Source organism: Dechloromonas sp. A34 (assembly GCF_026261605.1).
GTDB lineage: Bacteria > Pseudomonadota > Gammaproteobacteria > Burkholderiales > Rhodocyclaceae > Azonexus.
In genome coordinates, this window is sequence record NZ_CP102486.1 from 876,986 (window position 1) to 900,718 (window position 23,733).

Sequence of the window (23,733 nt, forward strand, 5' to 3'; positions counted from 1 at the left end):
TATGTGCGGCATCGTCGCGGCAGCAGCCGGCAGCAACATCGTTCCCGTTCTCGTCGAAGGCCTGAAGAAGCTCGAATACCGCGGCTACGACTCGGCCGGGCTGGCGGTGATCGGGGCCACCCAAATCGAGCGCGTCCGTTCGGTCGGCCGCGTCGCCGAACTCGAAGCTGCCTCGACCGGCACCCACGCCGTCACCGGCATCGCCCACACGCGCTGGGCGACGCATGGCGTACCGTGCGAACGCAACGCCCATCCGCATGTCTCCGGCAGCATTGCCGTGGTTCATAACGGCATCATCGAGAACTATGAAGGCCTGCGCAGCGAACTCAGCGCCCAGGGTTACGTCTTCACCTCCGAAACCGATACCGAAAGCATTGCCCATCTGATCGAAGCGACGCTGAAGCGCGAGCCGGATCTGTTCACGGCCGTGCAAATCGTCTGCCGCCGTCTGGTCGGCGCCTACGCCATTGCCGTCATCGACCATCACCAGCCGGGTAAGGTCGTCGTCGCCCGCGAAGGTTCGCCGCTGCTGCTCGGCGTCAGCGAGACCGGCAACTACGCCGCTTCCGATGCCTCGGCCCTGCTCCAGGTCACCCGCAACATGGTCTATCTGGAAAATGGCGATATCGCCGAACTGACCGCCACCTCGGTCAAGATCGCCCGCCTCGACGGGACGCCGGTCGAGCGGCCAGTGCATGTTTCCCAGCTTTCCGCCGCGGCCGTCGAACTCGGCAACTACCAGCACTACATGCAGAAGGAAATCTTCGAGCAGCCGGAAGCGCTGGCCAATACGCTGGAAATCGTCGGTGGCAGCAAAACCATCCAGCCCGGTATTTTCGGCGCCGAAGCCGGACACTTGCTGGAAGATGTCGACTCGATCCTCATTCTAGCCTGCGGCACCAGTAGCCACTCGGGCTATACCGCCCGCTACTGGCTCGAAGCCATTGCCGGCGTGCCGTGCACGGTCGAGATCGCCAGCGAATACCGCTACCGGACCTCGGTTCCGAATCCCCGCCAGTTGATCGTCGCCATCTCGCAATCCGGCGAAACGGCCGACACGCTGGCCGCCTTGCGTCACGCCAAAGCGCTCGGACAAAACAAGACGCTGGCCATCTGCAATGTGCCGGAATCGGCCATCGTCCGCGAATGCGCGCTGCGCTTTATCACCCGGGCCGGCCCGGAAATTGGCGTCGCCTCGACCAAGGCCTTCACCACCCAGCTCGCCGCCCTCTTCGTGCTGACCCTGGTCATGGCCAAGATCAAGCAGCGCCTGACAGCGGCTCAGGAAACTGCCTTTCTGGAGCAACTGCGCCACCTGCCGGTGGCCGTTCACAAGGTGCTTGAACTTGAAGGTGAGATCAAGCGCTGGGCTCAGCGCTTCGCCGACAAGCGCCATGCGCTCTTCCTCGGCCGCGGCCGGCATTATCCGATCGCCCTCGAAGGTGCGCTCAAACTCAAGGAAATCTCCTACATCCACGCCGAAGCCTACCCGGCCGGCGAACTGAAGCACGGCCCGCTGGCGCTGGTGGACAGCGACATGCCGGTGATCTCGATCGCCCCCAACGACCAGTTGCTCGACAAGCTGAAGTCCAACCTCCGGGAAGTTCAGGCTCGCGGCGGAGAGCTCTACGTCTTCGCCGATGCGGACTCGGAAATAGCCGAATCGGAAGGCGTACATATCCTGCGTCTGCCGGAGCACTACGGCGAACTGTCGCCCATCCTGCATGTGATTCCGCTGCAGTTGCTGTCGTACCACGCGGCGCTGGTCAAGGGAACCGACGTCGACAAACCGCGCAACCTCGCGAAGTCGGTGACCGTCGAATAATGGCGACCTACGCCATCGGTGACATCCAGGGTTGTTACGATTCCCTGCGCCGTTTGCTCGACCTTTGCGCCTTCGACCCGGCCGCCGACCGCCTCTGGCTGGTCGGCGACCTGGTCAATCGCGGGCCGCATTCGCTGGAAACGCTGCGCCTGATCAAATCACTGGGGCCGGCAGCGGTGACCGTGCTCGGTAATCACGACCTCTATCTGTTGATGGTGGCCGAGGGCGGCGCCAAGTTTCGCGGCAAGGACGACACTATCCAGGCCATTCTCGACGCTCCGGATTGTGCCGAACTGCTCGCCTGGCTGCGTTGCCAGCCGCTGTGTTTTACCGAGGGCAACTACTGCCTGGTCCATGCCGGCCTGCTGCCGCAATGGACGGCAGCCCAGGCCCGGGAACTGTCGTGTGAAGTGGAGGCTGCGCTGCAGGGGCCGGATTATCGCGAATTTATTCTTAACCTGTGGGGCAGCGAACCGGCCGGCTGGTCGGACGACCTGACGGGCTGGCCACGTTTGCGGGTGATCGTCAATGCGATGACCCGGATGCGCTTCTGCACGCTGGCCGGGACCATGGAATTCAAGGTCAAGGGCAAGCTGGCCAATGCACCGGCCGGCCATCTGCCCTGGTTCGACCTGCCGAATCGGCAGAGTGCTGACGCTGTGCTGGTCACCGGCCACTGGTCGGCCCTCGGCCTGAAGATCACGCCGAATCTGCTGGCACTGGATTCCGGTTGCCTGTGGGGCGGCCATCTGACGGCATTCCGCCTGGAAGACCGGCAGCTTTTTCAGGTGGATTGCTCGGCTGGGGAAGCCCAGCCGCTAGAGCGATAGCCTCGCGCGCCGCCGCGGCAACCTGGCGCCGGTCTTCGCCGTTCAGGCCACGTAGCGGCGTAGTGACCAGCCGGGCAATCAAACGCTTGCGGCCGAGAATCGCCCGCGTGCATTGGCCCATCGAAATACTCCCGTCGTAACGCGGCGCCAGGCTGCGCTGGCCGTCGAGTTCCCAGTAGGAGATCCCGACCGGCAGTACCGGTCGGCCCGCCGCCAACGCCGGCTGGATCAGGGCTGCATGGAAATGCAGCAAATGCGTGCCATCGGTCGTCGTGCCCTCGGGAAAGACGGCCACATATTTCCCCTGGTCCAATACTTTAGCGACCTGCTGATTGATGATCCGGGCATGGCCGCGGCTGCCGCGGCGCAGGAAGATCGTGTCGTTCTTCGCTGCCAGCCAGCCGATCAGGGGCCAGTGCCGCACCTCTTCCTTGGAAACGAAGGCGGCTGGCAGTACCGAGTTGATGACGTAGATATCGATCCACGAGATATGGTTGGCAACCACCAGCGCGCCGGGTACCGTATGGGTCAGGTCGGCTTCGACCTCGACGCCGAGCGTATCGAGCAGCGCGATCGCCCAGCTGGATTTCAGGCGGCGGCGTACGGCCTCGCCGCAAACCGGAAAAACGCAAAGGACGACCAAAGCCCCGCTGGCGATCAGCAGGGCCAGGCGAAACAGCCGGAAGGCGCGAATCAGGAAAGTGGTTTCGTTCAGTCTGCTTGTCCCAGGTAATGTTTGGCGTAACGGTTGGCGACCTTGGCCATCGGCAACAGGATGGGCAGGTCGGCTGTATTGAAATCGGGATCCCAGGCCGGTTCGCCGCAAATCCAGGCGCCAGCCCGCAGATAGCCCTTGATCAGCGGCGGCGTTTCGGCCGGCTGGTCGCTCTGGAGTGCGGCCAGCGGTAGCGGGCAGCGCGGGAAGACGCGGTATTCGGCCGGCCCGAGGTGCTCGGCCAGGCGATTATACAAGCTGGCGGCGGCATGCCCGCCGTCGGCCATGCTGATCGAGGCGCAGCCCATCAGGTAGTCGTAACTACCCTCCGACATATACTCGGCGAGGCCTGCCCAGAGCAGGGTGATCGTCGCCCCGGTGCGGTAGTCGGGATGGACGCAGGAGCGGCCAATCTCGACCAGGCGGGAGCGCAGATGCTGCAGACGCGTCAGGTCGAATTCGTTTTCGGAGTAGTAGCCGATCTGCCGGGCGTTTTCCGGGGACAGAATGCGGTAGGTGCCGACAATCTCGCCGCTCTGCGTATCGCGGACGACAAGATGCGTGCAATACGGGTCGTAAATGTCGTGATCGACGCCCGGCGTGCGGCTCGGCAGATTGGCCCCCATTTCGCCGGCAAAGACGCGGTAGCGCAGGCGCTGGGCTTCGAGAATGTCGCTCTGGGTGCGGGCGAAGCCGACCGCCAGGCTCGGGCGTTTGGCGCGGCGTTGTGCGGCGCCGCTCTGTAGTTCTTCCATGCTGTTCTCCGTCGTGGTGATGGAGAACAGTCTGGAAGCCCGGCATTACAGGGCTATTGCAGGCGTTTTACGCCGCCATTTCAACGCGTGACCCGGGTTTCGCCACCGGTGGACAGCAGACGGACGCGATCGCCCGGACGAAACTCGGCGGCGTCGCCTTCCTGGACTATCGCCAGAAACTGGCCGTTATCCAGTTTGACGGTGATCTCCAGAGCCTGGCGGCGGGTGACGCCTTCCTCGATCGCGGCACCGGCCAGTCCGCCGGCGACGGCGCCGATCACCGCAGTCACCGCCGAGCCCTGGCCGTGGCCCAGGGTGCTGCCGGCGATGCCACCGACCGCCGCGCCAGCCATTGGCCCGACGGCCGATTTGGTGCCCTCCATGGTGACCGGGCGCACCGATTCGACGATTCCCATGCGGATGGTCTGCTCGCGACGGGCCTGATCGCGGCTATAGACGTCGCCGGATTTGCTGCTCGCGCAGCCGGCCAGCAAGGCTGCGGCGATCAGTAAAAAGGATAGTGTTTTCATGGTTGGCAATTACCAGGGCAGGGATCCGAAGGCGCGCTGATAGCGGGCGGCGATTTCTTCACGGCTCGGCTGGTGGTTCTGGCCGCCGCGGTGGGCGATCTTGATGGCGCCCATCACTGCTGCCAGGCGGCCGGTGGCCAGCCAGTCGAAGCCGTTGGCGATGCCGTAGAGCAGGCCGGAGCGGTAGGCATCGCCGCAACCGGTCGGGTCGAGAATGTCGTCGGCCGGGACGCAGGGGATATCGTAACGCTGACCAGCGGCCCGGATTTCCGAGCCCTCGCCGCCCTTGGTGACGATCAGGGCCTTGACCTCGTCGGCCAGCTGGTCGAGGCTGCGGCCGGTGCGGTCGCAAAGCAGTTTGGCCTCGTAGTCGTTGAAGCAGGCATAGTCGGCCAGGCGCATGAAGTCGAGCAGTTCGTCGCCGTTGAACATCGGCAGACCCTGGCCCGGATCGAAGACGAAGGGGACGCCGGCTGTCGCGAAATCGCGGGCGTGCTGCATCATGCCTTCGCGCCCGTCCGGGGCGACGATGCCGAGTTTGGCCGATGGCGCGTGCTCAACCTTGTTGAGGTGGGAAAAGCTCATGGCGCCGGGATGGAAGGCGGTGATCTGGTTGTCGTCGAGATCGGTGGTGATGAAGGCCTGCGCCGTGAAGCCGCCAGGGACGTGGCGGACGTGGGTGCGCGGCAGGCCGAGCTTGTCCAGGCGTTCGAGATAGGGGGCGGCATCGTCACCGACGGTGGCCATGATCAGCGGCTCGCCGCCGAGCAACATCAGGTTGTAGGCGATATTGCCGGCACAGCCGCCGAACTCGCGGCGCATTTCCGGCACCAGGAAAGCGACGTTCAGAATGTGAATCTGTTCGGGCAGGATGTGGTTCTTGAAGCGGTCCGGGAAGACCATGATGTTGTCGAAAGCCAGCGAACCGCAGATAAGTGTCGTCATGTTGAGTCAGGGATAGAAAATGTAAAGTCGGTAGCCGGCGGCGCCGATGTCGCGGGCTTCGATCCACAGGCGAACGGCGACTTCGCCGTTGGCCGGGAAAGCCTCCGGACTGATCGCCGGTGGCAGGTAGTCGGTGGCGTTCATTACCCGGCGCGAGACCACGGTATCGCTGGTGTCGGTCAGGGTCAGTTCCAGGGCAGGCCAAGCTTGGGCGTAGTTTGCCCGGTTGTGCAGCGTCGCATTCAAAACGAACAGGCCGCGGGCGTTATCGGATTGCAGGTCGGAGGTGTCGATGGCCACCAGGTCGACATTGCGTGGCATGGGGATATCGATGGCGGCCAACTCGAACAGTCTGGCCGCATCCGGCAGGCGTAGTACGACCTCGCTCCGGAAGTAATAGAGCAGTTGGCCGGAGAGGGCCAAAAGCAGCAAGGTGGCGACCAGGACAAAGGGCCACACGGCATGCCTGGGCGATTCGCCGGCAAAGCCGCCGGGGCCGGCGGCAGCCAGCGTTCCCGCCGCCCAGCGGTTGTAGCCCGGCGTATCACTGAATTCGCGGGCGGCCACCAGGCCGGCTTCGCGTGCGGCGAGGGTCGACTCCTCGAGTGTTTCAGGGGGCTTTCGATAGCTGCTTCGGGTGTGGCCTCGGTGGCCTCGGTCTCCGGCACGGATTCGGCGACGGTCTCGTCGTGGGCCTCGTGCAGCGTTGCCTCGGTGGCTGTTTCGAGCGGCGCGGATTCAAATTGTTCGACGGGTGGATCAACGACTTCAGCAGGGGGCGAAGCGAGTGTTGGGCTGTCGTCGGCGCGGCTGGGATCGTCGGCTATTAGTTGCCTGACCGGTTCGGATGCAAGCTTGACTTCAACTGCTTCGGCGGTCTCATGCTCGGTCGGTGTGAGCCCCTCCGGCAGGAATTCGTCAAAGGCATTGAAAATGCGCGAACACTGACCGCAACGGACCTTGCCAGCCTTCAGGCGCAGCTGCTCGGACGTGACACGAAAGATCGTGCCACAGTCCGGGCATCGTGTCCGCATCAGGGCTTGGACCCGGCTAGGCATACCCAGTCCTCGCGCACGTCGGCCACCTGGAGGGGCAACCACTGAGCGTAAATGCCAATGATTTCCTCGGCCTGCTCACGCAGGATGCCGGACAGCGCGAGACGTCCGCCGGAGCGCACGTGGGCGCAAATGGCGGGAGCAAGAACACGGAGCGGATTGGAGAGGATGTTGGCCACGACAACATCATACTCGCCGGCGACCGGCTCTGCCGAGTCGGCAAACAGCGCGCTGACGCCATTGCGCTCGGCATTGGCGCGCGCCGCGTCGACCGCCAGGGGGTCGATGTCGACGCCAGCCACTCGGCCGGCTCCCAGGCGCGCCGCGGCAATCGCCAGAATGCCCGAGCCACAGCCGTAATCGAGTACCGTGCAGTCAGCGGAAACGTTGCGTTCCAGCCACTCGAGACAGAGGCGGGTGGTCGGGTGCGAGCCAGTGCCAAAGGCCATGCCGGGGTCGAGAATCAAATTGACGGCCGAGGGGTCGGGCGATTCGTGCCAGGACGGCACGATCCACAGCCGTTCGGAAACGCGGATCGGATCGAATTGCGACTGGGTCAGTTGCACCCAATTTTGTTCCGCGACTTGATCAATGGTAAAGACCGGCGTCTCGCCGAGGCCGATGGCTGCCGCCGCGGCGCCCAGCAGAGCTGCCGCATCGGCATCGGGTTCGAGCAGGGTGACGACGCGCGAATGCGTCCACCCCGGTGAATTGACCGAACCCGGCTCGCCGAACTGCGGTTGCTCGTCCGGCGTGCCGGCATCGGCATCCTCGATCGAGGCCGAGAGGGCCCCGGCTTCGAGCAAGGCATCGCACAGCGGTTCGGCGTGCGCTACATCGGTCAGGAAGCTGACACTTTGCCAACTCATCGCTTAGCGCTTCACTTCGCCCTTGTCGGCGAGCTTTTGTTCGAGGTAGTGAATACTGGTGCCGCCCTCGACGAAACGGGCATCCTGCATCAGTTCCTGGTGGAGCGGGATATTGGTCTTAATGCCCTGAACGCTCATCTCGGACAGCGCGATGCGCATGCGGCGGATGGCCTGTTCGCGGGTATCGCCGTAGGCGATGACCTTGGCGACCATCGAGTCGTAGTGCGACGGCACGGTGTAGCCCTGATAGATGTGCGAGTCGACACGGATGCCGGGGCCGCCGGGCGGGTGGTAGAAATCGATCTTGCCGGGACAGGGCACGAACGTGAAGGGATCTTCAGCGTTGATGCGGCATTCGATGGCATGGCCGCGGAAAACGATGTCCTTCTGCTTGTAGCGCAGCTTCTCGCCGGCAGCGACGCGAATCTGCTCCTGGACGATATCGACCCCGGTGATCATTTCGGTAACCGGATGCTCGACCTGAACGCGGGTGTTCATTTCGATGAAATAGAACTCGTTGTTTTCGTAGAGGAACTCGAACGTGCCAGCGCCACGGTAACCGATCTTGCGACAGGCTTCGGCACAGCGTTCGCCGATCCGGTTGATCAGGCGGGCCGGAATATGCGGGGCCGGCGCCTCTTCGATGACTTTCTGGTGGCGACGCTGCATCGAGCAGTCGCGCTCGCCGAGATAAATCGCGTTCTTGTATTCGTCGGCCATGACCTGGATTTCCACATGGCGCGGATTTTCCAGATATTTCTCCATGTAGACCGCCGGATTGCCGAAGAAGCTTCCGGCTTCCTGGCGGGTCATCGCCACGGCATTGACCAACGCGGCTTCGGTATGCACGACACGCATGCCGCGGCCACCACCGCCGCCGGCCGCCTTGATGATCACCGGGTAGCCGACGGCGCGCGCGATTTTGACGATTTCCTTCGGATCTTCCGGCAATTCGCCTTCCGAACCTGGGACGCAGGGCACCATGGCTTCCTTCATCGCGTTCTTGGCCGATACCTTGTCGCCCATCAGGCGAATGGTTTCGGCGCGCGGACCGATGAAGACGAAACCGGAAGTCTCGACACGCTCGGCGAAGTCGGCGTTTTCGGAAAGGAAACCGTAGCCCGGGTGAATGGCCTGGGCATCGGTGACTTCCGCGGCCGAAATGATCGCCGGGACGTTCAGGTAGCTCAGCGTCGATGATGCCGGACCGATGCAGACCGACTCGTCGGCCAGCTTGACGTATTTTGCCTCGCGGTCGGCCTCGGAGTGCACTACCACGGTCTTGATGCCAAGTTCGCGGCAGGCGCGCTGAATGCGCAGGGCGATCTCGCCGCGATTCGCGATTAGAACCTTTTCGAACATGGCCATATTAGCCAATCACAAATAGCGGTTCGCCAAACTCGACCGGTTCGCCATTGTCGAGCAGGATGGCCTTGACCACGCCGGAAGCGTCGGCCTCGATCTCGTTGAGCAGCTTCATGGCTTCGATGATGCACAGGGTTTCGCCTTGCTTGACGGACTGACCGATCTGCACGAAGGCTTCGGCGCCCGGCGATGGCGAACGGTAGAAGGTGCCGACCATCGGCGATTTGACGACATGGCCTTCCGGTAGTTCGTCGTCGAGATCGACCGCCGAAACCGACGGTGCGGCAGCGGGCATCGGGGGCGGCGCAGCGTAATACTGCTGCGGCGCAGCGACCGTGCCGTAATGCTTGGCGATGCGTACTTTTTCTTCGCCTTCGGTGACTTCCAGTTCCGAAATGCCGGATTCCTGTACGAGGTCGATGAGTTTCTTGAGTTTACGCAAATCCATGGATGACTCCCTTCTGTATTGCACCGCAGAGGCGCAAGCGCCCGGCCGAAGCCGGACTATTCAATATTGAGTTTGTTAAGCAGGTATTCAAGGGCCAGCCGATAGCCCTCGTGACCCAGTCCGCAGATGACGCCGATGGCCAGGTCGGAAAAGTAGGAGTGCTGCCGGAAAGGCTCCCGGGCATGCACATTGGAGAGATGCACTTCGACAAAGGGAATCGCCACTGCCGCCAGGGCATCGCGCAAGGCCACGCTGGTATGCGTGTAGGCCGCCGGATTGATGATGATCGCGCGCACACCCTGTTCGCGAGCGGCGTGAATGCGCTCGATCAGCGCACCTTCGTGGTTGCTCTGGAAGGCCTCGAGATCAACACCGACGTTTTCGGCCATGCGGGCCAACGCCATGTTGATGTCCGCCAAGGTCATTCGACCGTAATGTTCGGGTTCTCGGGTGCCAAGCAGGTTCAGATTCGGGCCATGCACCACCAGGATGCGAGCCTTTTCGACCGGCTTGGAAGCTGTTTTTCGCTTCGTCATAGCAGCAAGTTTGCCGCAAATCGCAGCACGTTGTCTAGTCTATTCCGAAATCAAGGCCTGTAGGGCATCGGCTCGGATGCGCTCGCGCGGCCGCCCGTCGCGATGCTTCAGGCTCACCCTTTCAAGATGCGGCGGCATGATAACAAGGTTTGCATCGACTGTATCGGTTTCCATGACCAGCACCGCCTCGACCCGTTCGTTGCGCGGTTCGACATGCTCGATGTCGATGCCGCGATTGAGCAGGAAAATCTCGACCTCCTTGGCGCTGTCGGCAAACAGCAGGATGTCGATGTGCGAATGCTCGCCGGCGGTACCATCGAGCACCGAACCGGTCAGGTAGGGGTTGAAGTCGGCCAGCAGTTTCAGCAGATCGAGCGCCGAGTGGCGCATGGCGGCCAGCATCTCGACGTGCTCCTCGCCTTGGTAGAGAGTCCGGTAGGCGCGCAGCTCGGCTTCGACTTCGGCGTTGTCGGGCAGGGCGACATGCTCGGTCAGTCCGAGCTGGCGGGCGGCCTTGCGTTTGGCGAGGTGATAGTCGGTGATGCCGTCTTCCGCCATCAGGCGGGCAGCGGCGCTGGCAATGCTGGCCCGGGCGCTGGCGCTCGGGCGGGGCCGTTCATGGCGGGGCATGGGGGCTCGATCAGGGTAAAATCGCCCCCATTCTAACGGGTCTATGTGACATGCACATTCATATTCTGGGTATCTGCGGCACCTTCATGGGTGGCGTTGCGCAACTTGCGGTTGCTTCCGGTCACAAGGTCACGGGGTGCGATGCCAACGTCTATCCGCCGATGAGCGACCAGTTGTGGGCTGCCGGGGTCGATTTGATCGAAGGCTTCGAGATCGGCCAGCTGGCGCTGAAACCCGATGTCTTCGTGGTCGGCAATGCCATCTCGCGTGGAAATCCCTTGCTCGAAGCCATTCTCGACCAGGGGCTGGCCTACGTTTCGGGGCCGCAGTGGCTGGCCGAGCATGTTCTGCAGGGGCGCTGGGTGCTCGGCGTGGCCGGCACTCACGGCAAGACGACGACGGCTTCGATGCTGGCCTGGATACTGGAAGACGCAAACATGCAACCGGGCTTCCTGATCGGCGGCGTGCCCCTGAATTTCGGGGTCTCGGCGCGGCTGGGCGGCACTCCATTCTTCGTCATCGAGGCCGATGAATACGATACAGCCTTCTGCGACAAGCGCTCCAAGTTCGTTCATTACAAGCCGCGGACCGTGGTGCTGAATAACCTGGAATTCGATCACGCCGACATCTTCGCTGATCTGGGTGCCATCGAGACGCAATTCCATCATCTGGTGCGTACCCTGCCGGCGTCCGGGCTGATCGTCTCCAATGCCGGCGAAGCCAGCCTGGAGCGCGTGCTGCAACGCGGTTGCTGGACGCCGGTCGAACGTTTCAACGACCCGGCCGGCTATCGGGTCGGCGGTGACGACGCCAGTGGCGAACTGGTGCTGCATGGGGCTCAGGGCGAGATCGGGCGTGCCAGCTGGGCCTTGTCCGGTGAGCATAACCGGGCCAATGCCTGCGCGGCCCTGCTGGCTGCCCGCCATGTCGGCGTGCCGCTGGACAAGGGGCTGGAGGCGCTCGCCCGCTTCGTCAACGTCAAGCGGCGGATGGAGGTGCGTGGCGAAGTCCGCGGCGTCACGGTGTACGACGATTTTGCCCATCATCCGACGGCGATCGCCACCACGGTGGCCGGCTTGCGCCGCAAGGTCGGCGCGGCGCGCATCCTGGCGGTGCTCGAACCGCGTTCGAACACGATGAAGCTGGGCACCATGAAAAGCCAGCTTCCGGCCAGCCTGGCCGAGGTCGATACCGCCTTCTGCTACTCGGCCAATCTCGGTTGGGATGCCCGGGAGGCGCTGGCGCCGATGGGCGAAAAAGCGGTCGTTGGCGACAATCTAGACGAACTTGTCGCCAAGATCGTGGCCAATGCCCGCACCGGAGACCACGTGCTGGTGATGAGCAACGGCGGTTTCGGCGGTATCCACGGCAAATTGCTGGCCGCGCTCGCTCAATAAGCCCGCGCCACCAATAAAAACGGCTGCCTCGTGAGGCAGCCGTTTTTGCTTGGCCAATACCGGCTTAGCGTTCCATCGACTCGACCACGGCCAGCGCTGTCATGTTGACCAGGCGGCGCACGGTCGCCGTCGAGGTCAGGACATGTACCGGGCGGGCGGCACCGAGTAAGATGGGGCCGATGGTGACGCCTTCGCCACCGGTCATCTTGAGCAGGTTGTAGGAAATGTTGGCGGCGTCGATGTTGGGCATCACCAGCAGATTGGCTTCGCCCTTGAGGGCGGAGTCCGGGTTGGCTTCGCGGCGGATGCCTTCGTGCAGTGCGGCATCGCCATGCATTTCGCCATCGACTTCCAGTTCGCCGGCCGACATCGCGGAAACCAGGCCGGCGGCGGCGCTCATCTTGCGGGCCGACTCGGAACTGCCGGAACCGAAGTTCGAATGCGAGAGCAGCGCAACCTTCGGATGGCTGCCGAAACGCTTGACCTGCTCGGCGGCCATCAGCGTCATTTCGGCGATTTCCTCAGCGGTCGGGTTCTCGTTTACATGCGTGTCGCAGATGAACAGTGAGCGGCCCGGCAGCATCAGGTAGTTCATCGCGGCCAGTGTGCTGACCCCGGGGCGCTTGCCGATGACCTGGCTGATTACGCCCAAGTGGTGGCTGAACTGGCCGGTCATGCCGCAAATCATGCCGTCGGCGTAACCGAGCTTGAGCAGCATGGCGCCGATCAGCGTTGGTTTGCGGCGCATGTTTTCCTTGGCTATAGCCGGCGTTACACCGCGGCGCGCCATCAGCTTGTGATAGGCGGTCCAGCATTCGCGATAGCGCTCGTCGGATTCCGGATTGACGATGTCGAAATCGGCACCCGGACGAATCCGCAGGTTGGCCTTTTCCAGTCGATGCTCGATCACTGCCGGGCGGCCGATCAGGGTCGGGCGGGCGAACTTTTCCTCGATCACGACCTGGGCGGCGCGCAGCACGCGCTCGTCCTCGCCCTCGGCGAAGATGATGCGCTTGCCCTTGGCCTGGCGGGCGGCCTGGAAGATGGCGCGCATGCCGACGCCGGTGTGATAGACGAACTCGGACAACTTGGCGCGGTAGGCGGCCCAGTCGGTGATCGGTCGGGTGGCGACGCCGGAGTCCATGGCGGCCTGGGCGACGGCCGGGGCGATCTTGACGATCAGGCGCGGGTCGAACGGTTTTGGAATCAGGTATTCCGGTCCGAAAGACAGATCGGCACCCGGATAGGCCATGGCCACTTCGTCGGTGACTTCGGCTTCAGCCAGTTCGGCGATGGCGCGCACGCTGGCCATCTTCATTTCTTCGGTGATGCGCGTCGCGCCGACATCGAGGGCGCCGCGGAAGATGAAGGGGAAGCACAGCACGTTGTTGACCTGGTTCACATAGTCGGAACGGCCGGTGGCAATGATGGCGTCCGGGCGGACTTCCTTGACCAGTTCGGGCATGATTTCCGGGGTCGGGTTGGCCAGAGCGAAGACCATTGGCTTCTCGGCCATGCTCTTGACCATGTCCTGTTTGACCACGCCAGCGGCCGACAGGCCGAGGAAAATATCGGCGCCAACCATGGCATCGGCCAGCGTCCGCTTGTCGGTGTTCTGGGCATAGCGGGCCTTGGTCTCGTCCATGCTGCCCGGGCGACCGACGTAGATGACTCCCTTGGAGTCGCAAATGGTGATGTTCTCGCGCTTGACGCCGAGATCGCACCACAGGTTAACGCATGAAATGGCGGCTGCGCCGGCGCCGGAGACGACGACCTTGACCTCGTCGATCTTCTTGTCGACGACCTTCAGGCCGTTGAGCATGGCGGCGCCGGAAATGATCGCGGTGCCGTGCTGGTCGTCGTGGAAGACCGGGATGTTCATCCGCTCCTTGAGCTTCTGCTCGATGTAGAAGCACTCCGGGGCCTTGATGTCCTCGAGGTTGATGCCGCCGAGCGTCGGCTCCATGGCGGCGATCATGTCGATCAGCTTGTCCGGGTCGTTCTCGGCTAGTTCGATGTCGAAGACGTCGATGCCGGCGAACTTCTTGAACAGGCAGCCCTTGCCTTCCATGACCGGCTTGGCGGCGAGCGGGCCGATGTTGCCGAGGCCGAGCACGGCAGTGCCGTTGGTGATGACGCCGACCAGGTTGGCACGCGAGGTCATTTCGGCGGCCATGGCCGGATCTTCGACGATCAGGTCGCAGGCGGCGGCGACGCCGGGCGAGTAGGCCAGGGCGAGGTCGCGCTGGTTGGTCAGGCCCTTGGTCGGGCGGACCGAAATTTTGCCGGGGGTTGGCCAGCGATGGTATTCGAGGGCGGCTTCGCGCAGATCCTTTTCCACGGGTTCTCCTGGGGGTTTTGTCTGTTAGGGAAAACCCCGTAGGGTACTCCAAAGCTTTATCGGCGGCAAAGCATAGACAGGGCTTGGCGGGCTGCCGGGAGGCCGTCCGTCGTGCCGGGCACCAACCAGAAATCCATTGAATCGCAAGGGGCAGACTGTCACGATAGCGGCCATCAAACGATGAGGCCGCGCAGGATGAACGACGGACGCTGGTTATTGCTGCTCTGCCTGTCGCGGATGGGCTTTGCTGTCATCAATACCGTCTATGCCGCCCTGATTCCCGTGCTGCGTCCGGACTGGGGGATGTCGGCCGCGCAGGCTGGCTCGGTGCAATCGGCCTGGCATGGCGGCTATATCGTTTCACTGGTCGTCGCCAGCCTGCTGGCCGGGCGCTTTGGTGCCAAGCGCACCTTTCTCGGCATGGGCTATGCGGCCTGTGCCACTGCCTTGCTCTTTGCGCTGGGCGCCCATGACTTCGAGTCCGCCTTTCTGCTTTACGGCTTGGCCGGCCTCTGCGCCGGCGGCTCCTATGTGCCGGGACTGACCCTGATCGCCGAGCGTTTCCACAGCACCAGCCGGGGCCGGGCGATGGGTGCCTATATTGCAGCGGCCTCGCTCGGCTATGCGCTGGGTCTGCCCGGTGCCGCCGGCCTGGCGCTGCACATAGCTGGCTGGGGTATCACGGCCGGCTTTCTGCTGGCCGCAGTGGCGGCACTACTCGGCCTGGCGGTCGCGACCTGGACCTTGCGGCGCAGCGAGAATGTGCTGATCCCGGCGGCCGACCGCGGGCCGGTGGCATCCTGGGCTTCGCTATGCTGGCTATGGCGGAACCGGCCGGCCCGTTTCGTGATCCTCGGCTATACCTTTCATGCTTGGGAACTGCTCGGCATGTGGGCCTGGCTGCCGGCCTTCCTCAGCGTGGCGGCCAGCCAGCACGGCGATGGGGCCTGGCCGGGCAGTGGCGCGCTGGCCGGGCGGCCCTGGCGGCGCTGACCCATCTGGTCAGCATGGCGGGTAGCCTGGCCGGCGGTGTGTGGTCCGATCGCTGGGGGCGCAGCCGGGTCATTCTCGCCCTGTCGCTGCTCAGCATCGCCTGTTCGCTGTTGTTCGGCTGGTTGCTGCCGGCGCCGCTGTGGATTCTCGTGGTACTCGCCGCCCTCTTCAATTTCTCCGCAGTCGGCGATTCGGCGATCTATTCGGCGGCACTGACCGAGCGGGTGCCGCAGCAGCATCTGGCCACTGCCTATGCCCTGCGCTCCATCCTCGGCTTCGGCATGGGGGCGCTCAGCCCCTGGCTGTTCGGCCTCTTGCTCGATTTGCCGGGGAATGCGCCAGTGGTTTCCTGGGGCCTGGCGTGGACGGGTCTCGGGCTGGTCGCCCTGGTCGGACCCTACCTGAGCTGGCGCCTGCTGCGCACACTGACCGTTGAAGATCGGCGTTGATCGCCCCGTTCAGAAGCGGTGTGAAAGGCTGAGCCGCAGGCTGCGCGGTTCGGTCGGATGGACGTGGCGGTCAGAGACCGGTGAACTCTCGCTGGTCAGCTGCGATTCGTACCAGTATTCGATGTCATTCACCCTGCGGTCGAACAGGTTGTAAACATCCAGTGCCAGTTGGGTTTGCGGGCTCAAACGATAGCCCAGGCGCAGATTGGTCAGGGCCGAGGCTGGCGAACGAACCGAATTGTCCTTGATCAGCGGCCGCGGCCCGAAGTAGCGCAGGCGCAGGGCGCCGAACCAGGGGCCGAGGCGGTCGACGCTGAGGCCGAGATTGGCCGTCGCGGCGACGGCGCCGGGAATGTGCTTGCCGGCTGGATCGGCGTTGCGGAAGCGGGCATGCGACCAGGCGAGATCGGCGTCCAGCGCCAGCCAGTCGTTCAGGGCATGGAAATTGGTCCATTCGACCCCTCGGCGACGGGATGGGCGCGAAGGCTCGGTGGTGCCGGCATCGCCGACGAAGAGCAGCTCGGAAGCGGCGTCGAGTTGCCAGAGGGCAAGCGTCGACTGCCAGCCGGGCAGGATTTCCGAGCGCAGGCCGATTTCTTGGCCCTTGGTGCGGACTAGCGGCTTGACCCGGTCGACGACGGCGCCGCTGCCCGGGGCGCGGGTGATCGTCGTGCCCCGCGCGTCGTTGGAGTGAAAGCCGTGGCCGTAGTTGAGGTAGAGCTCAGTGCTCTGCCAGGGGCTGAAGACCAGGGATAGCTTGGGTGTCAGCATCTGGTCGCCGGCACTGCCGGAATTGGTGGCGAGGCTGGAGTCGACCGTGAAATCGTAGGCGTCGCCGCGCAGGCCTTGGATCGAACGCAACCACGAGGTCCAGCGGATTTCATTCTGCGCCCAGAGCGCCAGGCTGCGCTGGCTCACCTTGTCCTCGCGCACGGTGGCCAGCGTGTCGCGCCAACTGGTGGCGTAAAGTCCGACCGGGCTCAGGCGATCAATGCGCCCCTGCAGGCCGACGGTATTGGCGACCTCGAATCCTCCCCAGTGGCCGTAGATGGTCTGGGCCAGTGCAAAACCGCTGGCCTGCCGGCGTTCGCTCTGTTTGAACTGGTCGCCGCGGGCGCAGTTGCCGTTAGTCGCGAAGTCGTTCAGGCAATACTGAAAGTTAGACCACAGGTCGAGACCAGAGCGCAGCCACCAGATGCTGGCCTTGCTCTGGCTATGGTCGCCGCGTTGGGTCCACTCGCCGGCCAGGCTGTAGCGGAAGGTCTGGCCGCCGGTCGTCGGATCGAGCGTACCAAAGCGGTCGACGGAACCGTTGTCGATGGCGCGCTGGGCGATCTGGTCGGTCGAGGTCCATCGTCCGCGGTAGGCCATGCCGGTCACCGACCAGCCGTCGTAGCGCGTCCCCTGGCTGTAGCGCAGGACACCGTTCAGCTTGCGATAGTTCTCATCGACCTGCCAGGGGCCGTCGTTGTGAAACACCTCCAGGCCATAGAGCAGCTTGCCCCCGCCGAGCACCGGCGAAGCAGCGAGCAGGCTGCGGGCGTAGCCGCGCTGGCCCAGTGTCAACTCGGCCAATGTGCCGTCGAGCTTGCGGAAGTAGTCAATGTGGGCCGTACCGGCCGACGAGAAATCGCCCTCCTCGGCGTAGTACGGCCCCTTGCGGTAAGTGATGCGGTCGACCAGTTCGGGAATCAGGAAATTGAGGTCGGTATAGCCCTGGCCATGGGCATGGCTTGGCATGTTCACGGGCACACCCCCGACCCAGGTCGCGAAATCGGTGCCGTGGTCGAGATTGAAGCCGCGCAGGAAGTACTGGTTGGCCTTGCCGTCGCCGGCGTGCTGGGTGACGATCAGGCCGGGCACCATTTCCAGCGCCTCGCCGGGACGCAGGAGGGGCACCGCCGCCAGCCGCTGGCTGGAGACGACGCCCTCGCTACCGGCGGTGGCGATGCCTTCGAGGTTTTCCGCCTGGGCGCGGACTTCGACGGTCGACAGTTCGACCACATCGTGGGCCAGGGCGCTGGCCGCGACCACCAGCATGTATGAACTAAATAGTTTTGTTCTTACGCGCATCGTCAAAAAAAGCCGATTGCCCGGCTATCTTTCTGCTTGAAGGTTCTACGCCAGCGCCGGCCGGCGCGTCAGGCGCAGTGCGGCGACGAAACTGAGGGCGATGATCGCCACCAGCGTAAAGCCGAAAAGCAGTTCCTTGCCCTCGCTCCAGGCATCGACCGCCGGCGACAGCAGCTTGGCGGCGCCGAAGGCGGCGACCAGCAGGCTGATCCCGGAGACGACCAGGCCCATGACGCGGGAGGCGACCAGTGCCACCTGATCGGCGCGGGCGATCAGGCGGGCGATCCACAGGCCGTTGATGCCGTCGGTCAGCAACATGCCGAGCATGAAGAGCAGGGCGAGGATCAGGGCATGTTCCCAACCGCCGAACTGGGTGGCGGTCAGCGCGAAGAAGGCGGCCTGGGAGAGGGTGTCGAAGGACAGGGCGAAGAGGGCGCCGACCACGGCGACCAGCGCCGGGTGCGAGACGTGGCGCAGGTTGCCGAGCAGGCGGCCCTTGAGGCCGACCGGCTGGACTATTTCATCCGGGCCGGCGCGCAGCACGGCGGCCAGATTCAGGCTGCCGAGGGCGAGCAGGAAGGCGATGGAAATCACCGCGCCGAGCGTTCCGAACCAGGCCGGTACTTCCCACTGCCCGGCGATCGCCGAAACGCCCAGCGCAATCGCCATCACCACGGCGCCGTGGCCAAGCGAGAACAGGGTGCCGCAGTAGCGTGCCAGGGCCGGGCGGCAGCGGGCGTTGTAGCGGGTCAAACCGTCGATGGTCGCCAGGTGGTCGGCGTCGAAACCGTGCTTCATACCGAGCACGAAAGTCAGGATCAGCAGCGACAGCCAGTCAGTGGGCAGCGTTTCCATGGGCGACCTGTATGAATGTTTGGATAATCTTCATACAAGTTGCGTGCCAAGACAATAAGTCATTGTTCGCATTGCTTTCCGGTAATCGGCGGCGCCGCCAACAGGTGGAAAGTGATTAGCGGCTTTCCACCGGCAGTGAAAGAATGAATTCCGCTCCGCCGCCCGGCAGATTGGCCGCTTCCAGCTTGCCGCCATGGCGTTCGACGATGCCGTAGCTGATCGACAGACCGAGGCCGGTGCCTTGCCCGACCGGCTTGGTGGTGAAGAAAGGCTCGAACAGGCGGCTCAGATGCGCGGCCGGGATGCCCGGCCCGCTGTCGATAAAATGCAGGCAGACCATGCCCTGATCGACGCTGCCGGAAATTTTCAGCTTGGCCACGGGTTGATTGAGCGTCGCATCGCAGGCGTTCTGCACGAGGTTCATCACCACCTGCTGCAACTGGCCGGAAGAGCCGGTGCACACCAGACCGGGCGGCAGATCGACGTCGACCGCGAAACGCGCGGCGGCACTTTGCACTACCCAGCGCACCGAGCGTTCGACCACCTCGTTCAGGCTGACCTGCTCGGGCGTCATCTTGTCTACCGCCGAGAAGCGTTTCAGGGCATCGACGATGTCGCGCGTCCGCTCGGCGCCCTCGATCATGCCGTCGATCAGGTGCGGCATGTCGGCGACGATGCGGTCGATGCGCAGATCATCGCGCATGGCCTTGAGCGCGGCGTCGTCGGCGGCATCGCTGGCATGCACGGTGTTGAGATAGCCCTCGAGGCGTTGCGCATAGCGCTTCAGCGACAGTACGTTGCCGAGCACGAAGCTGATCGGATTGTTCAATTCGTGGGCGACGCCGGCCACCAGGCGACCCAGCGAGACCATCTTTTCGGCGTGCAGCAGCTGGCTTTGCGTGCGCTTCAGGTCGTCGTGCGCCTGGCGCAGCGCCGAGTAGGCGCGGCGGAGTTCGCCGACCGGGCGGCCGGTGACCACCATGCCCATCAGCTTGCCGGTCGGCGACAGACGGGGTGTGCAATTCATCGACACCGGCACCGTCGAGCCGTCGCCGGCACGCAGGAAGAATTCGCAGTCATGCACACCTTCGCGGCCGAAGCGGGCGAAGACCTCGCGCGCCTTGGCACGTTCGACATCGTCGGCAAACAGGTCGAAGACTGGGGTCTTTTCGAGCGCCTTGGCTTCCTGGCCGGAGAAATGGCAGAGCGAGGTGTTTACTTCCTCGATATTCCCGTTGCGGTCGCAGACGATCAGGATGTCCGACATCGAGGCCAGCACGCTCTCGATGAACTGGTGCGAATCCTCAAGCGCGGCGTTCTTCTCCTCGAGCGCTACTTCGTACTGGAGGAGGTCGTTGTAGACCTCGTCCATCTTCTGGATGACCTCGATCCAGGCCTGCTCGCCGAGGCCGTCGGCGGTCGCCCCGAGCGGGCTGTTAGCGGGCGGGACGGTAGTGGACATGGGCTTCGCCATGTTCGTCGTGGGCATGGTGGCGCTCGGCTTCGAGGGCGATCACGTTGAGCTTGCCGTGGCGAACGCCGCGCTCGGCGATCAGGGTATTGGCAAATTGCCGGACGTCGGCGGTCGAGCCCTTGAGGATCACCGATTCCAGACAATTTTCGTGATCGAGGTGGCTGTGCATGGCGGCCACCGTCAGGTCGTGGTGGTCGTGTTGCAGGCCGGTCAGGCGCTCGGCCAGTTCACGTTCGTGGTGGTTGTAAACATAGGAGAGATTGGCGACGCAATGGCCGGCCGGCGGATCGCGCTGGCGGTCGCCCTCGATCGCCCCGCGGATCAGGTCGCGCACCGCCTCCGAGCGGTTGCTGTAGCCGCGGGCCGCGATCAGTTCGTCGAACTGCCGGGCCAGCGATTCGTCCAGTGAAATGGTAAAGCGTTCCATCGATCCGGCTCCTTGCGAAAACGCCTGCCACAATGCCGCCATTCGCGGCGGCGTGCAACCGCTGGCAGTGACGTTCAGGCCGTCTGCGCCGCCCGGCGCACGGGAATCATTTTTGTCAGGTCGCCGGGGCTCTGCAACAGATCTGCCAGCGTGTAGCTGTCGAGCACCTTGAACATCGCGGCCAGAGCCTCATCGAGAATCGGCGGCAGGCGACAGGCGGCATGAATCTGGCAACTGGCGCCGGTGGAAAAGCACTCGACCAGCGCCCAGTCGGTTTCCGTCTGGCGAATCACTTCGCCGAGCGGAATTTGCGCGGCCGGTTTGCCGAGCCGGATGCCGCCGCCCTTGCCGCGCACGGTCTCGACGTAGCCGAGGCGGCCGAGCTGATGCACGACCTTGGTCAGGTGATTGACCGAAATGCCATAAGCGCCGCCGATCTCGGCAATCGTCGCCAGGCGCCCGGCATGGACGCCGAGGTACATCAGTACGCGCAGGCTGTAATCGGAAAAGCTGCTCAGTCGCATCAGACAAATTCCCAGGATTGCGTTGGATGGAGATTCATTGATACCATAAGCTGCACAAAATATACATCTTAACAAGGCACGGCGAAAGACCCCAACGGCGTCATGGTAAAACAATCCCCAGCGAAGCGGGTCATCGAGATCAAACCGGTGACCGATCCCAACGCCAAAGTCTATCCGCGCTCGATCAGCGGCCGCTTCCAGAGCTGGCGGGTCATTTTTGTCTGGCTGACCCAGATCGTCTATTACGGGCTCTGCTGGCTGCCCTGGAATGACCGCCAGGCGGTCCTCTTCGATCTAGAACAGCGGCGCGTCTATTTCTTCGATCTCGTCCTCTGGCCGCAAGATGCAATCTATCTGACCCTGTTGCTGCTGCTTTCGGCGCTGGCGCTGTTTCTGTTCACCGCCGTCGCCGGGCGCCTGTGGTGCGGCTATGCCTGCCCGCAGACGGTCTATACCGAGATCTTCCTGTGGGTGGAAAAGCTGATCGAAGGCGACCGTCCGCAGCGCATCAAGCTCGATGCCGCGCCCAACTCGCCGCGCAAGCTGGGCAAGAAAACCCTGAAGCATGGCATCTGGCTGCTGATTTCAATGTGGACCGGCCTGACCTTCGTCGGCTACTTCACGCCGATCCGCGACCTGCTTGCCAGCATCGGCCTCGGCACCATCGGCGCCTGGGAAATCTTCTGGGTGCTGTTCTACGGCTTTGCGACCTACGGCATGGCGGGCTTCCTGCGCGAGCACATGTGCAAGTACATCTGCCCCTACGCCCAGTTCCAGTTCGTGATGTTCGACCGCGACACCCTGATCATCGCCTACGACACCGAACGCGGCGACCCGCGCGGCAGCCGCCCGAAGAAGATGGCCGATCACCGTGCGGCCGGTCTCGGCGACTGCATCGACTGCGGCATCTGCGTCCAGGTCTGCCCGACCGGCATCGACATCCGCGACGGCCTGCAGCTCGAATGTATCGGCTGTGCCGCCTGCATCGATGCCTGCGACCAGGTCATGGACAAGATGAGCTACCCGCGCGGCCTGATCCGCTACTCCACCGAGAATGCCGTCGAAAACCACTACCAGCGGCCGGAGATCATTCGGCGTGCCATGCGCTTCCGCGTTCTGGTCTACCTTGTCGCATTCCTGACACTCAGCGGCGTCACCGCCTGGTCGTTGGCCACCAAGGTGCCGCTCAAGGTCGGCGTCCAGAAGGATCGCACCGTGCTCTTTCGCGAAAGCGACGACGGCGCTATCGAGAACAGCTTCCAGATGCACCTGACCAATGCCAGCGAGCAGCCACGGACCTTCCGCGTCGTGGTTGCCGGCATCCCCGGCATCCGCCTGCATGGCGCGAGCACGGCCAGCGTGGAAGGGGCGGCAATGCAGGACATCTCGCTCAACGTCCGGGTCGATCCGGGCAGCGTCGCCAGCGGTTCGCACCCGATTACCTTTGCGATCGTCGATCAGGACAACCCAATGACCCGGGTCGAACACAAGGCGACTTTCTGGATGCCCTGATCGCTTCCTCCTGTGAGCTGCCGAATTCTGGAACGAGAAATGCTTGGTTGGTGTCGTACTGCTGCTATCAACCTTTTGCATTCGAGATCCGTTAAGGACTCATGCAGGTCAAGGAGGAAGTCATCATGGCACACCACGACATCCGACTCTCGGTCGCTGAAGAGCGCACCATCTACCACGTGGGCGACATCGAGCGCGCCATGGAGGACGCGGCGGGCAACCGCAACGAAGCCCTGGCCAGCTACTACGAAAAGATGAAGCAGCGCGGCGGCGGGCGTTTCCTGGTCCGTCCGAACGGGGCCGACATGATCGACGACCTCTACGATAGCTGCCCCAACTTCGGGGAAGTCATCGACGACCTGAAGAAATACATCGCCCTGTCGGTGGCCGGCAACGAGCCGATGAGCTTCACGCCCATCCTGCTGCTCGGCGAACCGGGCATCGGCAAGACCCATTTCGCCCGCGAACTGGCGGCTCAGCTTGGTACCGGCCATGAATTCATCTCGATGAGTTCGCTGACCGCCGGCTGGGTGCTGTCCGGCGCCTCGTCGCAGTGGAGCAACGCCAAGCCGGGCAAAGTGGCGCACACTTTGGTGCATGGCGACTACGCCAACCCCATTGTGGTGCTCGACGAAGTCGACAAGGCTGGTGGCGATTCGCGCTACGACCCGATGGGCTCGCTCTACAGCCTGCTCGAGAAAGATACGGCGCGCGCTTTCAAGGACGAGTTCATCGACATCGACATCGACGCCTCGCACATCCTGTGGGTGACCACGGCCAACGACGAACGCTCGATTCCCGAGCCGATCCTGAACCGCATGAATGTCTACGAGGTGCCGCGCCCCGACCACGATGCAGCGATCAGCATCGCCGCCGCGCTCTACCGCGACATCGTCGGCCAGCACGACTGGGGCTTTCCGCCCGAAGCCGACGAAGCGGTGCTCGAACGCCTCGGCTCATTGCCGCCGCGCGATATGAAGAAGCGGCTGATGGCCGCCTTCGGCACCGCCAAGCTGGAAGGACGGAACTATCTTGAAGCACGCGATTTCGAGGTCAGCCGGATGGGGCGTAGCCGGAAAATCGGCTTCTGAAAATGGAAACCCCGGCGGGGCTGGCGCCGCGCCGGGGTTTCGTTGCCCTCCCTGAGCAATGTTGTCAGCCTCGGGGCTGACCACGTAATTCAAT

22 protein-coding genes and 2 pseudogenes are annotated in these 23,733 nt (G+C 63.7%); 7 read left to right on the top strand and 17 right to left on the bottom strand.

Translation table 11 applies throughout. The features are described 5' to 3' along the window. The first annotated feature begins 1 nt into the window (after position 1). Positions 2–1,825, top strand: coding sequence for a glutamine--fructose-6-phosphate transaminase (isomerizing) (gene glmS, locus NQE15_RS04380; RefSeq protein WP_265946872.1), 1,824 nt, complete (start codon positions 2–4; stop codon positions 1,823–1,825). Beyond that, positions 1,825–2,655 (top strand): symmetrical bis(5'-nucleosyl)-tetraphosphatase, encoded by an 831-nt coding sequence (locus tag NQE15_RS04385; RefSeq protein ID WP_265946874.1) that lies wholly within the window; start codon positions 1,825–1,827, stop codon positions 2,653–2,655. The genes glmS and NQE15_RS04385 overlap by 1 nt, the downstream gene beginning before the upstream one ends. Positions 2,656–2,893: 238 nt before the next feature. On the opposite strand, the pseudogene NQE15_RS24000 reads toward NQE15_RS04385, so the two are convergent. The 11 genes and pseudogenes from NQE15_RS24000 to NQE15_RS04435 all read right to left on the bottom strand — a co-directional run. Then, positions 2,894–3,160 (bottom strand): annotated as a pseudogene (locus NQE15_RS24000) (lysophospholipid acyltransferase family protein); the annotation flags it as partial. A 206-nt stretch (positions 3,161–3,366) separates the two neighbouring features. Beyond that, a complete protein-coding gene (locus tag NQE15_RS04395; RefSeq protein WP_265946876.1) occupies positions 3,367–4,125 on the bottom strand; it encodes a GNAT family N-acetyltransferase in 759 nt (252 codons plus the stop codon). An 80-nt stretch (positions 4,126–4,205) separates the two neighbouring features. Beyond that, positions 4,206–4,655: a glycine zipper 2TM domain-containing protein gene (locus NQE15_RS04400; protein WP_265946878.1), complete on the bottom strand. Its 450-nt coding sequence runs from the start codon at positions 4,653–4,655 to the stop codon at positions 4,206–4,208. A gap of 9 nt (positions 4,656–4,664) precedes the next feature. Then, the gene (locus NQE15_RS04405; RefSeq protein WP_265946880.1) at positions 4,665–5,600 is read right to left on the bottom strand and encodes a carbohydrate kinase family protein; all 936 of its coding nucleotides are present in this window, start codon (positions 5,598–5,600) and stop codon (positions 4,665–4,667) included. A 6-nt stretch (positions 5,601–5,606) separates the two neighbouring features. After that, positions 5,607–6,167, bottom strand: coding sequence for a DUF3426 domain-containing protein (locus NQE15_RS04410; RefSeq protein WP_265946882.1), 561 nt, complete (start codon positions 6,165–6,167; stop codon positions 5,607–5,609). A 407-nt stretch (positions 6,168–6,574) separates the two neighbouring features. Further along, positions 6,575–6,658: pseudogene (locus tag NQE15_RS24005) on the bottom strand (zinc-ribbon domain-containing protein); the annotation flags it as partial. Continuing rightward, on the bottom strand, positions 6,634–7,524 hold the full coding sequence (gene prmA / locus NQE15_RS04415) for a 50S ribosomal protein L11 methyltransferase (protein WP_265946884.1): 891 nt from the start codon (positions 7,522–7,524) through the stop codon (positions 6,634–6,636). The gene prmA and the pseudogene NQE15_RS24005, both read right to left, overlap by 25 nt. 3 nt (positions 7,525–7,527) lie before the next feature. Next, a complete protein-coding gene (accC, locus tag NQE15_RS04420; protein ID WP_265946886.1) occupies positions 7,528–8,886 on the bottom strand; it encodes an acetyl-CoA carboxylase biotin carboxylase subunit in 1,359 nt (452 codons plus the stop codon). Between the two features lie 7 nt (positions 8,887–8,893). After that, positions 8,894–9,337: an acetyl-CoA carboxylase biotin carboxyl carrier protein gene (accB, locus tag NQE15_RS04425; RefSeq protein WP_265946888.1), complete on the bottom strand. Its 444-nt coding sequence runs from the start codon at positions 9,335–9,337 to the stop codon at positions 8,894–8,896. Positions 9,338–9,393: 56 nt separating this feature from the next. Then, on the bottom strand, positions 9,394–9,873 hold the full coding sequence (gene aroQ, locus NQE15_RS04430) for a type II 3-dehydroquinate dehydratase (protein WP_265946890.1): 480 nt from the start codon (positions 9,871–9,873) through the stop codon (positions 9,394–9,396). Between the two features lie 39 nt (positions 9,874–9,912). Next, complete coding sequence (locus NQE15_RS04435; protein WP_265946892.1) at positions 9,913–10,503, bottom strand: hypothetical protein; 591 nt, start codon at positions 10,501–10,503, stop codon at positions 9,913–9,915. 50 nt (positions 10,504–10,553) lie between these two features. On the opposite strand from NQE15_RS04435, the gene mpl reads away from it, so the two are divergent. Further along, a complete protein-coding gene (mpl, locus tag NQE15_RS04440) occupies positions 10,554–11,900 on the top strand; it encodes a UDP-N-acetylmuramate:L-alanyl-gamma-D-glutamyl-meso-diaminopimelate ligase (RefSeq protein WP_265946894.1) in 1,347 nt (448 codons plus the stop codon). A gap of 64 nt (positions 11,901–11,964) precedes the next feature. On the opposite strand, the gene NQE15_RS04445 is transcribed toward mpl, so the two are convergent. Next, on the bottom strand, positions 11,965–14,241 hold the full coding sequence (locus tag NQE15_RS04445) for an NADP-dependent malic enzyme (RefSeq protein ID WP_265946897.1): 2,277 nt from the start codon (positions 14,239–14,241) through the stop codon (positions 11,965–11,967). Positions 14,242–14,436: 195 nt separating this feature from the next. Here NQE15_RS04445 and NQE15_RS04450 point away from each other — a divergent pair, with 195 nt between their 5' ends. Next, complete coding sequence (locus NQE15_RS04450) at positions 14,437–15,234, top strand: MFS transporter (protein ID WP_265946899.1); 798 nt, start codon at positions 14,437–14,439, stop codon at positions 15,232–15,234. A gap of 14 nt (positions 15,235–15,248) precedes the next feature. Then, positions 15,249–15,683: an MFS transporter gene (locus tag NQE15_RS04455; RefSeq protein WP_265946901.1), complete on the top strand. Its 435-nt coding sequence runs from the start codon at positions 15,249–15,251 to the stop codon at positions 15,681–15,683. A gap of 9 nt (positions 15,684–15,692) precedes the next feature. On the opposite strand, the gene NQE15_RS04460 is transcribed toward NQE15_RS04455, so the two are convergent. The 5 genes from NQE15_RS04460 to NQE15_RS04480 all read right to left on the bottom strand — a co-directional run bounded on the left by NQE15_RS04460 (position 15,693) and on the right by NQE15_RS04480 (position 21,036). Then, a complete protein-coding gene (locus NQE15_RS04460) occupies positions 15,693–17,723 on the bottom strand; it encodes a TonB-dependent receptor (protein WP_265946903.1) in 2,031 nt (676 codons plus the stop codon). Between the two features lie 78 nt (positions 17,724–17,801). Next, complete coding sequence (locus NQE15_RS04465; RefSeq protein WP_265946905.1) at positions 17,802–18,611, bottom strand: nickel transporter; 810 nt, start codon at positions 18,609–18,611, stop codon at positions 17,802–17,804. A gap of 115 nt (positions 18,612–18,726) precedes the next feature. After that, the gene (locus NQE15_RS04470) at positions 18,727–20,073 is read right to left on the bottom strand and encodes a PAS domain-containing sensor histidine kinase (protein ID WP_265946907.1); all 1,347 of its coding nucleotides are present in this window, start codon (positions 20,071–20,073) and stop codon (positions 18,727–18,729) included. Then, positions 20,048–20,512: a nickel-responsive transcriptional regulator NikR gene (gene nikR / locus NQE15_RS04475; RefSeq protein WP_265946909.1), complete on the bottom strand. Its 465-nt coding sequence runs from the start codon at positions 20,510–20,512 to the stop codon at positions 20,048–20,050. Before nikR ends, NQE15_RS04470 begins: the two co-directional genes overlap by 26 nt. 74 nt (positions 20,513–20,586) lie before the next feature. After that, entirely contained in the window at positions 20,587–21,036 is a 450-nt protein-coding gene (locus NQE15_RS04480) for an Rrf2 family transcriptional regulator (protein WP_265946911.1), read from the bottom strand. Positions 21,037–21,138: 102 nt separating this feature from the next. Between NQE15_RS04480 and ccoG the strand changes: the two genes are divergently transcribed. Both ccoG and NQE15_RS04490 read left to right on the top strand, forming a co-directional pair. Then, a complete protein-coding gene (gene ccoG / locus NQE15_RS04485) occupies positions 21,139–22,548 on the top strand; it encodes a cytochrome c oxidase accessory protein CcoG (protein ID WP_265946913.1) in 1,410 nt (469 codons plus the stop codon). A gap of 125 nt (positions 22,549–22,673) precedes the next feature. Beyond that, positions 22,674–23,639 (top strand): AAA family ATPase, encoded by a 966-nt coding sequence (locus NQE15_RS04490; RefSeq protein WP_265946915.1) that lies wholly within the window; start codon positions 22,674–22,676, stop codon positions 23,637–23,639. Positions 23,640–23,733 lie beyond the last annotated feature (94 nt).

Excerpts from the sequence above, each read along its gene's own strand:
- glmS (WP_265946872.1), top strand. The coding sequence starts at position 2 with ATGTGCGGCATCGTCGCGGCAGCAGCCGGCAGCAACATCGTTCCCGTT.
- NQE15_RS04385 (WP_265946874.1), top strand. The coding sequence starts at position 1,825 with ATGGCGACCTACGCCATCGGTGACATCCAGGGTTGTTACGATTCCCTG.
- NQE15_RS04395 (WP_265946876.1), bottom strand. The coding sequence starts at position 4,125 with ATGGAAGAACTACAGAGCGGCGCCGCACAACGCCGCGCCAAACGCCCG.
- NQE15_RS04400 (WP_265946878.1), bottom strand. The coding sequence starts at position 4,655 with ATGAAAACACTATCCTTTTTACTGATCGCCGCAGCCTTGCTGGCCGGC.
- NQE15_RS04405 (WP_265946880.1), bottom strand. The coding sequence starts at position 5,600 with ATGACGACACTTATCTGCGGTTCGCTGGCTTTCGACAACATCATGGTC.
- prmA (WP_265946884.1), bottom strand. The coding sequence starts at position 7,524 with ATGAGTTGGCAAAGTGTCAGCTTCCTGACCGATGTAGCGCACGCCGAA.
- accC (WP_265946886.1), bottom strand. The coding sequence starts at position 8,886 with ATGTTCGAAAAGGTTCTAATCGCGAATCGCGGCGAGATCGCCCTGCGC.
- accB (WP_265946888.1), bottom strand. The coding sequence starts at position 9,337 with ATGGATTTGCGTAAACTCAAGAAACTCATCGACCTCGTACAGGAATCC.
- aroQ (WP_265946890.1), bottom strand. The coding sequence starts at position 9,873 with ATGACGAAGCGAAAAACAGCTTCCAAGCCGGTCGAAAAGGCTCGCATC.
- NQE15_RS04435 (WP_265946892.1), bottom strand. The coding sequence starts at position 10,503 with ATGCCCCGCCATGAACGGCCCCGCCCGAGCGCCAGCGCCCGGGCCAGC.
- mpl (WP_265946894.1), top strand. The coding sequence starts at position 10,554 with ATGCACATTCATATTCTGGGTATCTGCGGCACCTTCATGGGTGGCGTT.
- NQE15_RS04450 (WP_265946899.1), top strand. The coding sequence starts at position 14,437 with ATGAACGACGGACGCTGGTTATTGCTGCTCTGCCTGTCGCGGATGGGC.
- NQE15_RS04455 (WP_265946901.1), top strand. The coding sequence starts at position 15,249 with ATGGCGGGTAGCCTGGCCGGCGGTGTGTGGTCCGATCGCTGGGGGCGC.
- NQE15_RS04460 (WP_265946903.1), bottom strand. The coding sequence starts at position 17,723 with ATGCTGGTGGTCGCGGCCAGCGCCCTGGCCCACGATGTGGTCGAACTG.
- NQE15_RS04465 (WP_265946905.1), bottom strand. The coding sequence starts at position 18,611 with ATGGAAACGCTGCCCACTGACTGGCTGTCGCTGCTGATCCTGACTTTC.
- NQE15_RS04470 (WP_265946907.1), bottom strand. The coding sequence starts at position 20,073 with ATGTCCACTACCGTCCCGCCCGCTAACAGCCCGCTCGGGGCGACCGCC.
- nikR (WP_265946909.1), bottom strand. The coding sequence starts at position 20,512 with ATGGAACGCTTTACCATTTCACTGGACGAATCGCTGGCCCGGCAGTTC.
- NQE15_RS04480 (WP_265946911.1), bottom strand. The coding sequence starts at position 21,036 with ATGCGACTGAGCAGCTTTTCCGATTACAGCCTGCGCGTACTGATGTAC.
- ccoG (WP_265946913.1), top strand. The coding sequence starts at position 21,139 with ATGGTAAAACAATCCCCAGCGAAGCGGGTCATCGAGATCAAACCGGTG.
- NQE15_RS04490 (WP_265946915.1), top strand. The coding sequence starts at position 22,674 with ATGGCACACCACGACATCCGACTCTCGGTCGCTGAAGAGCGCACCATC.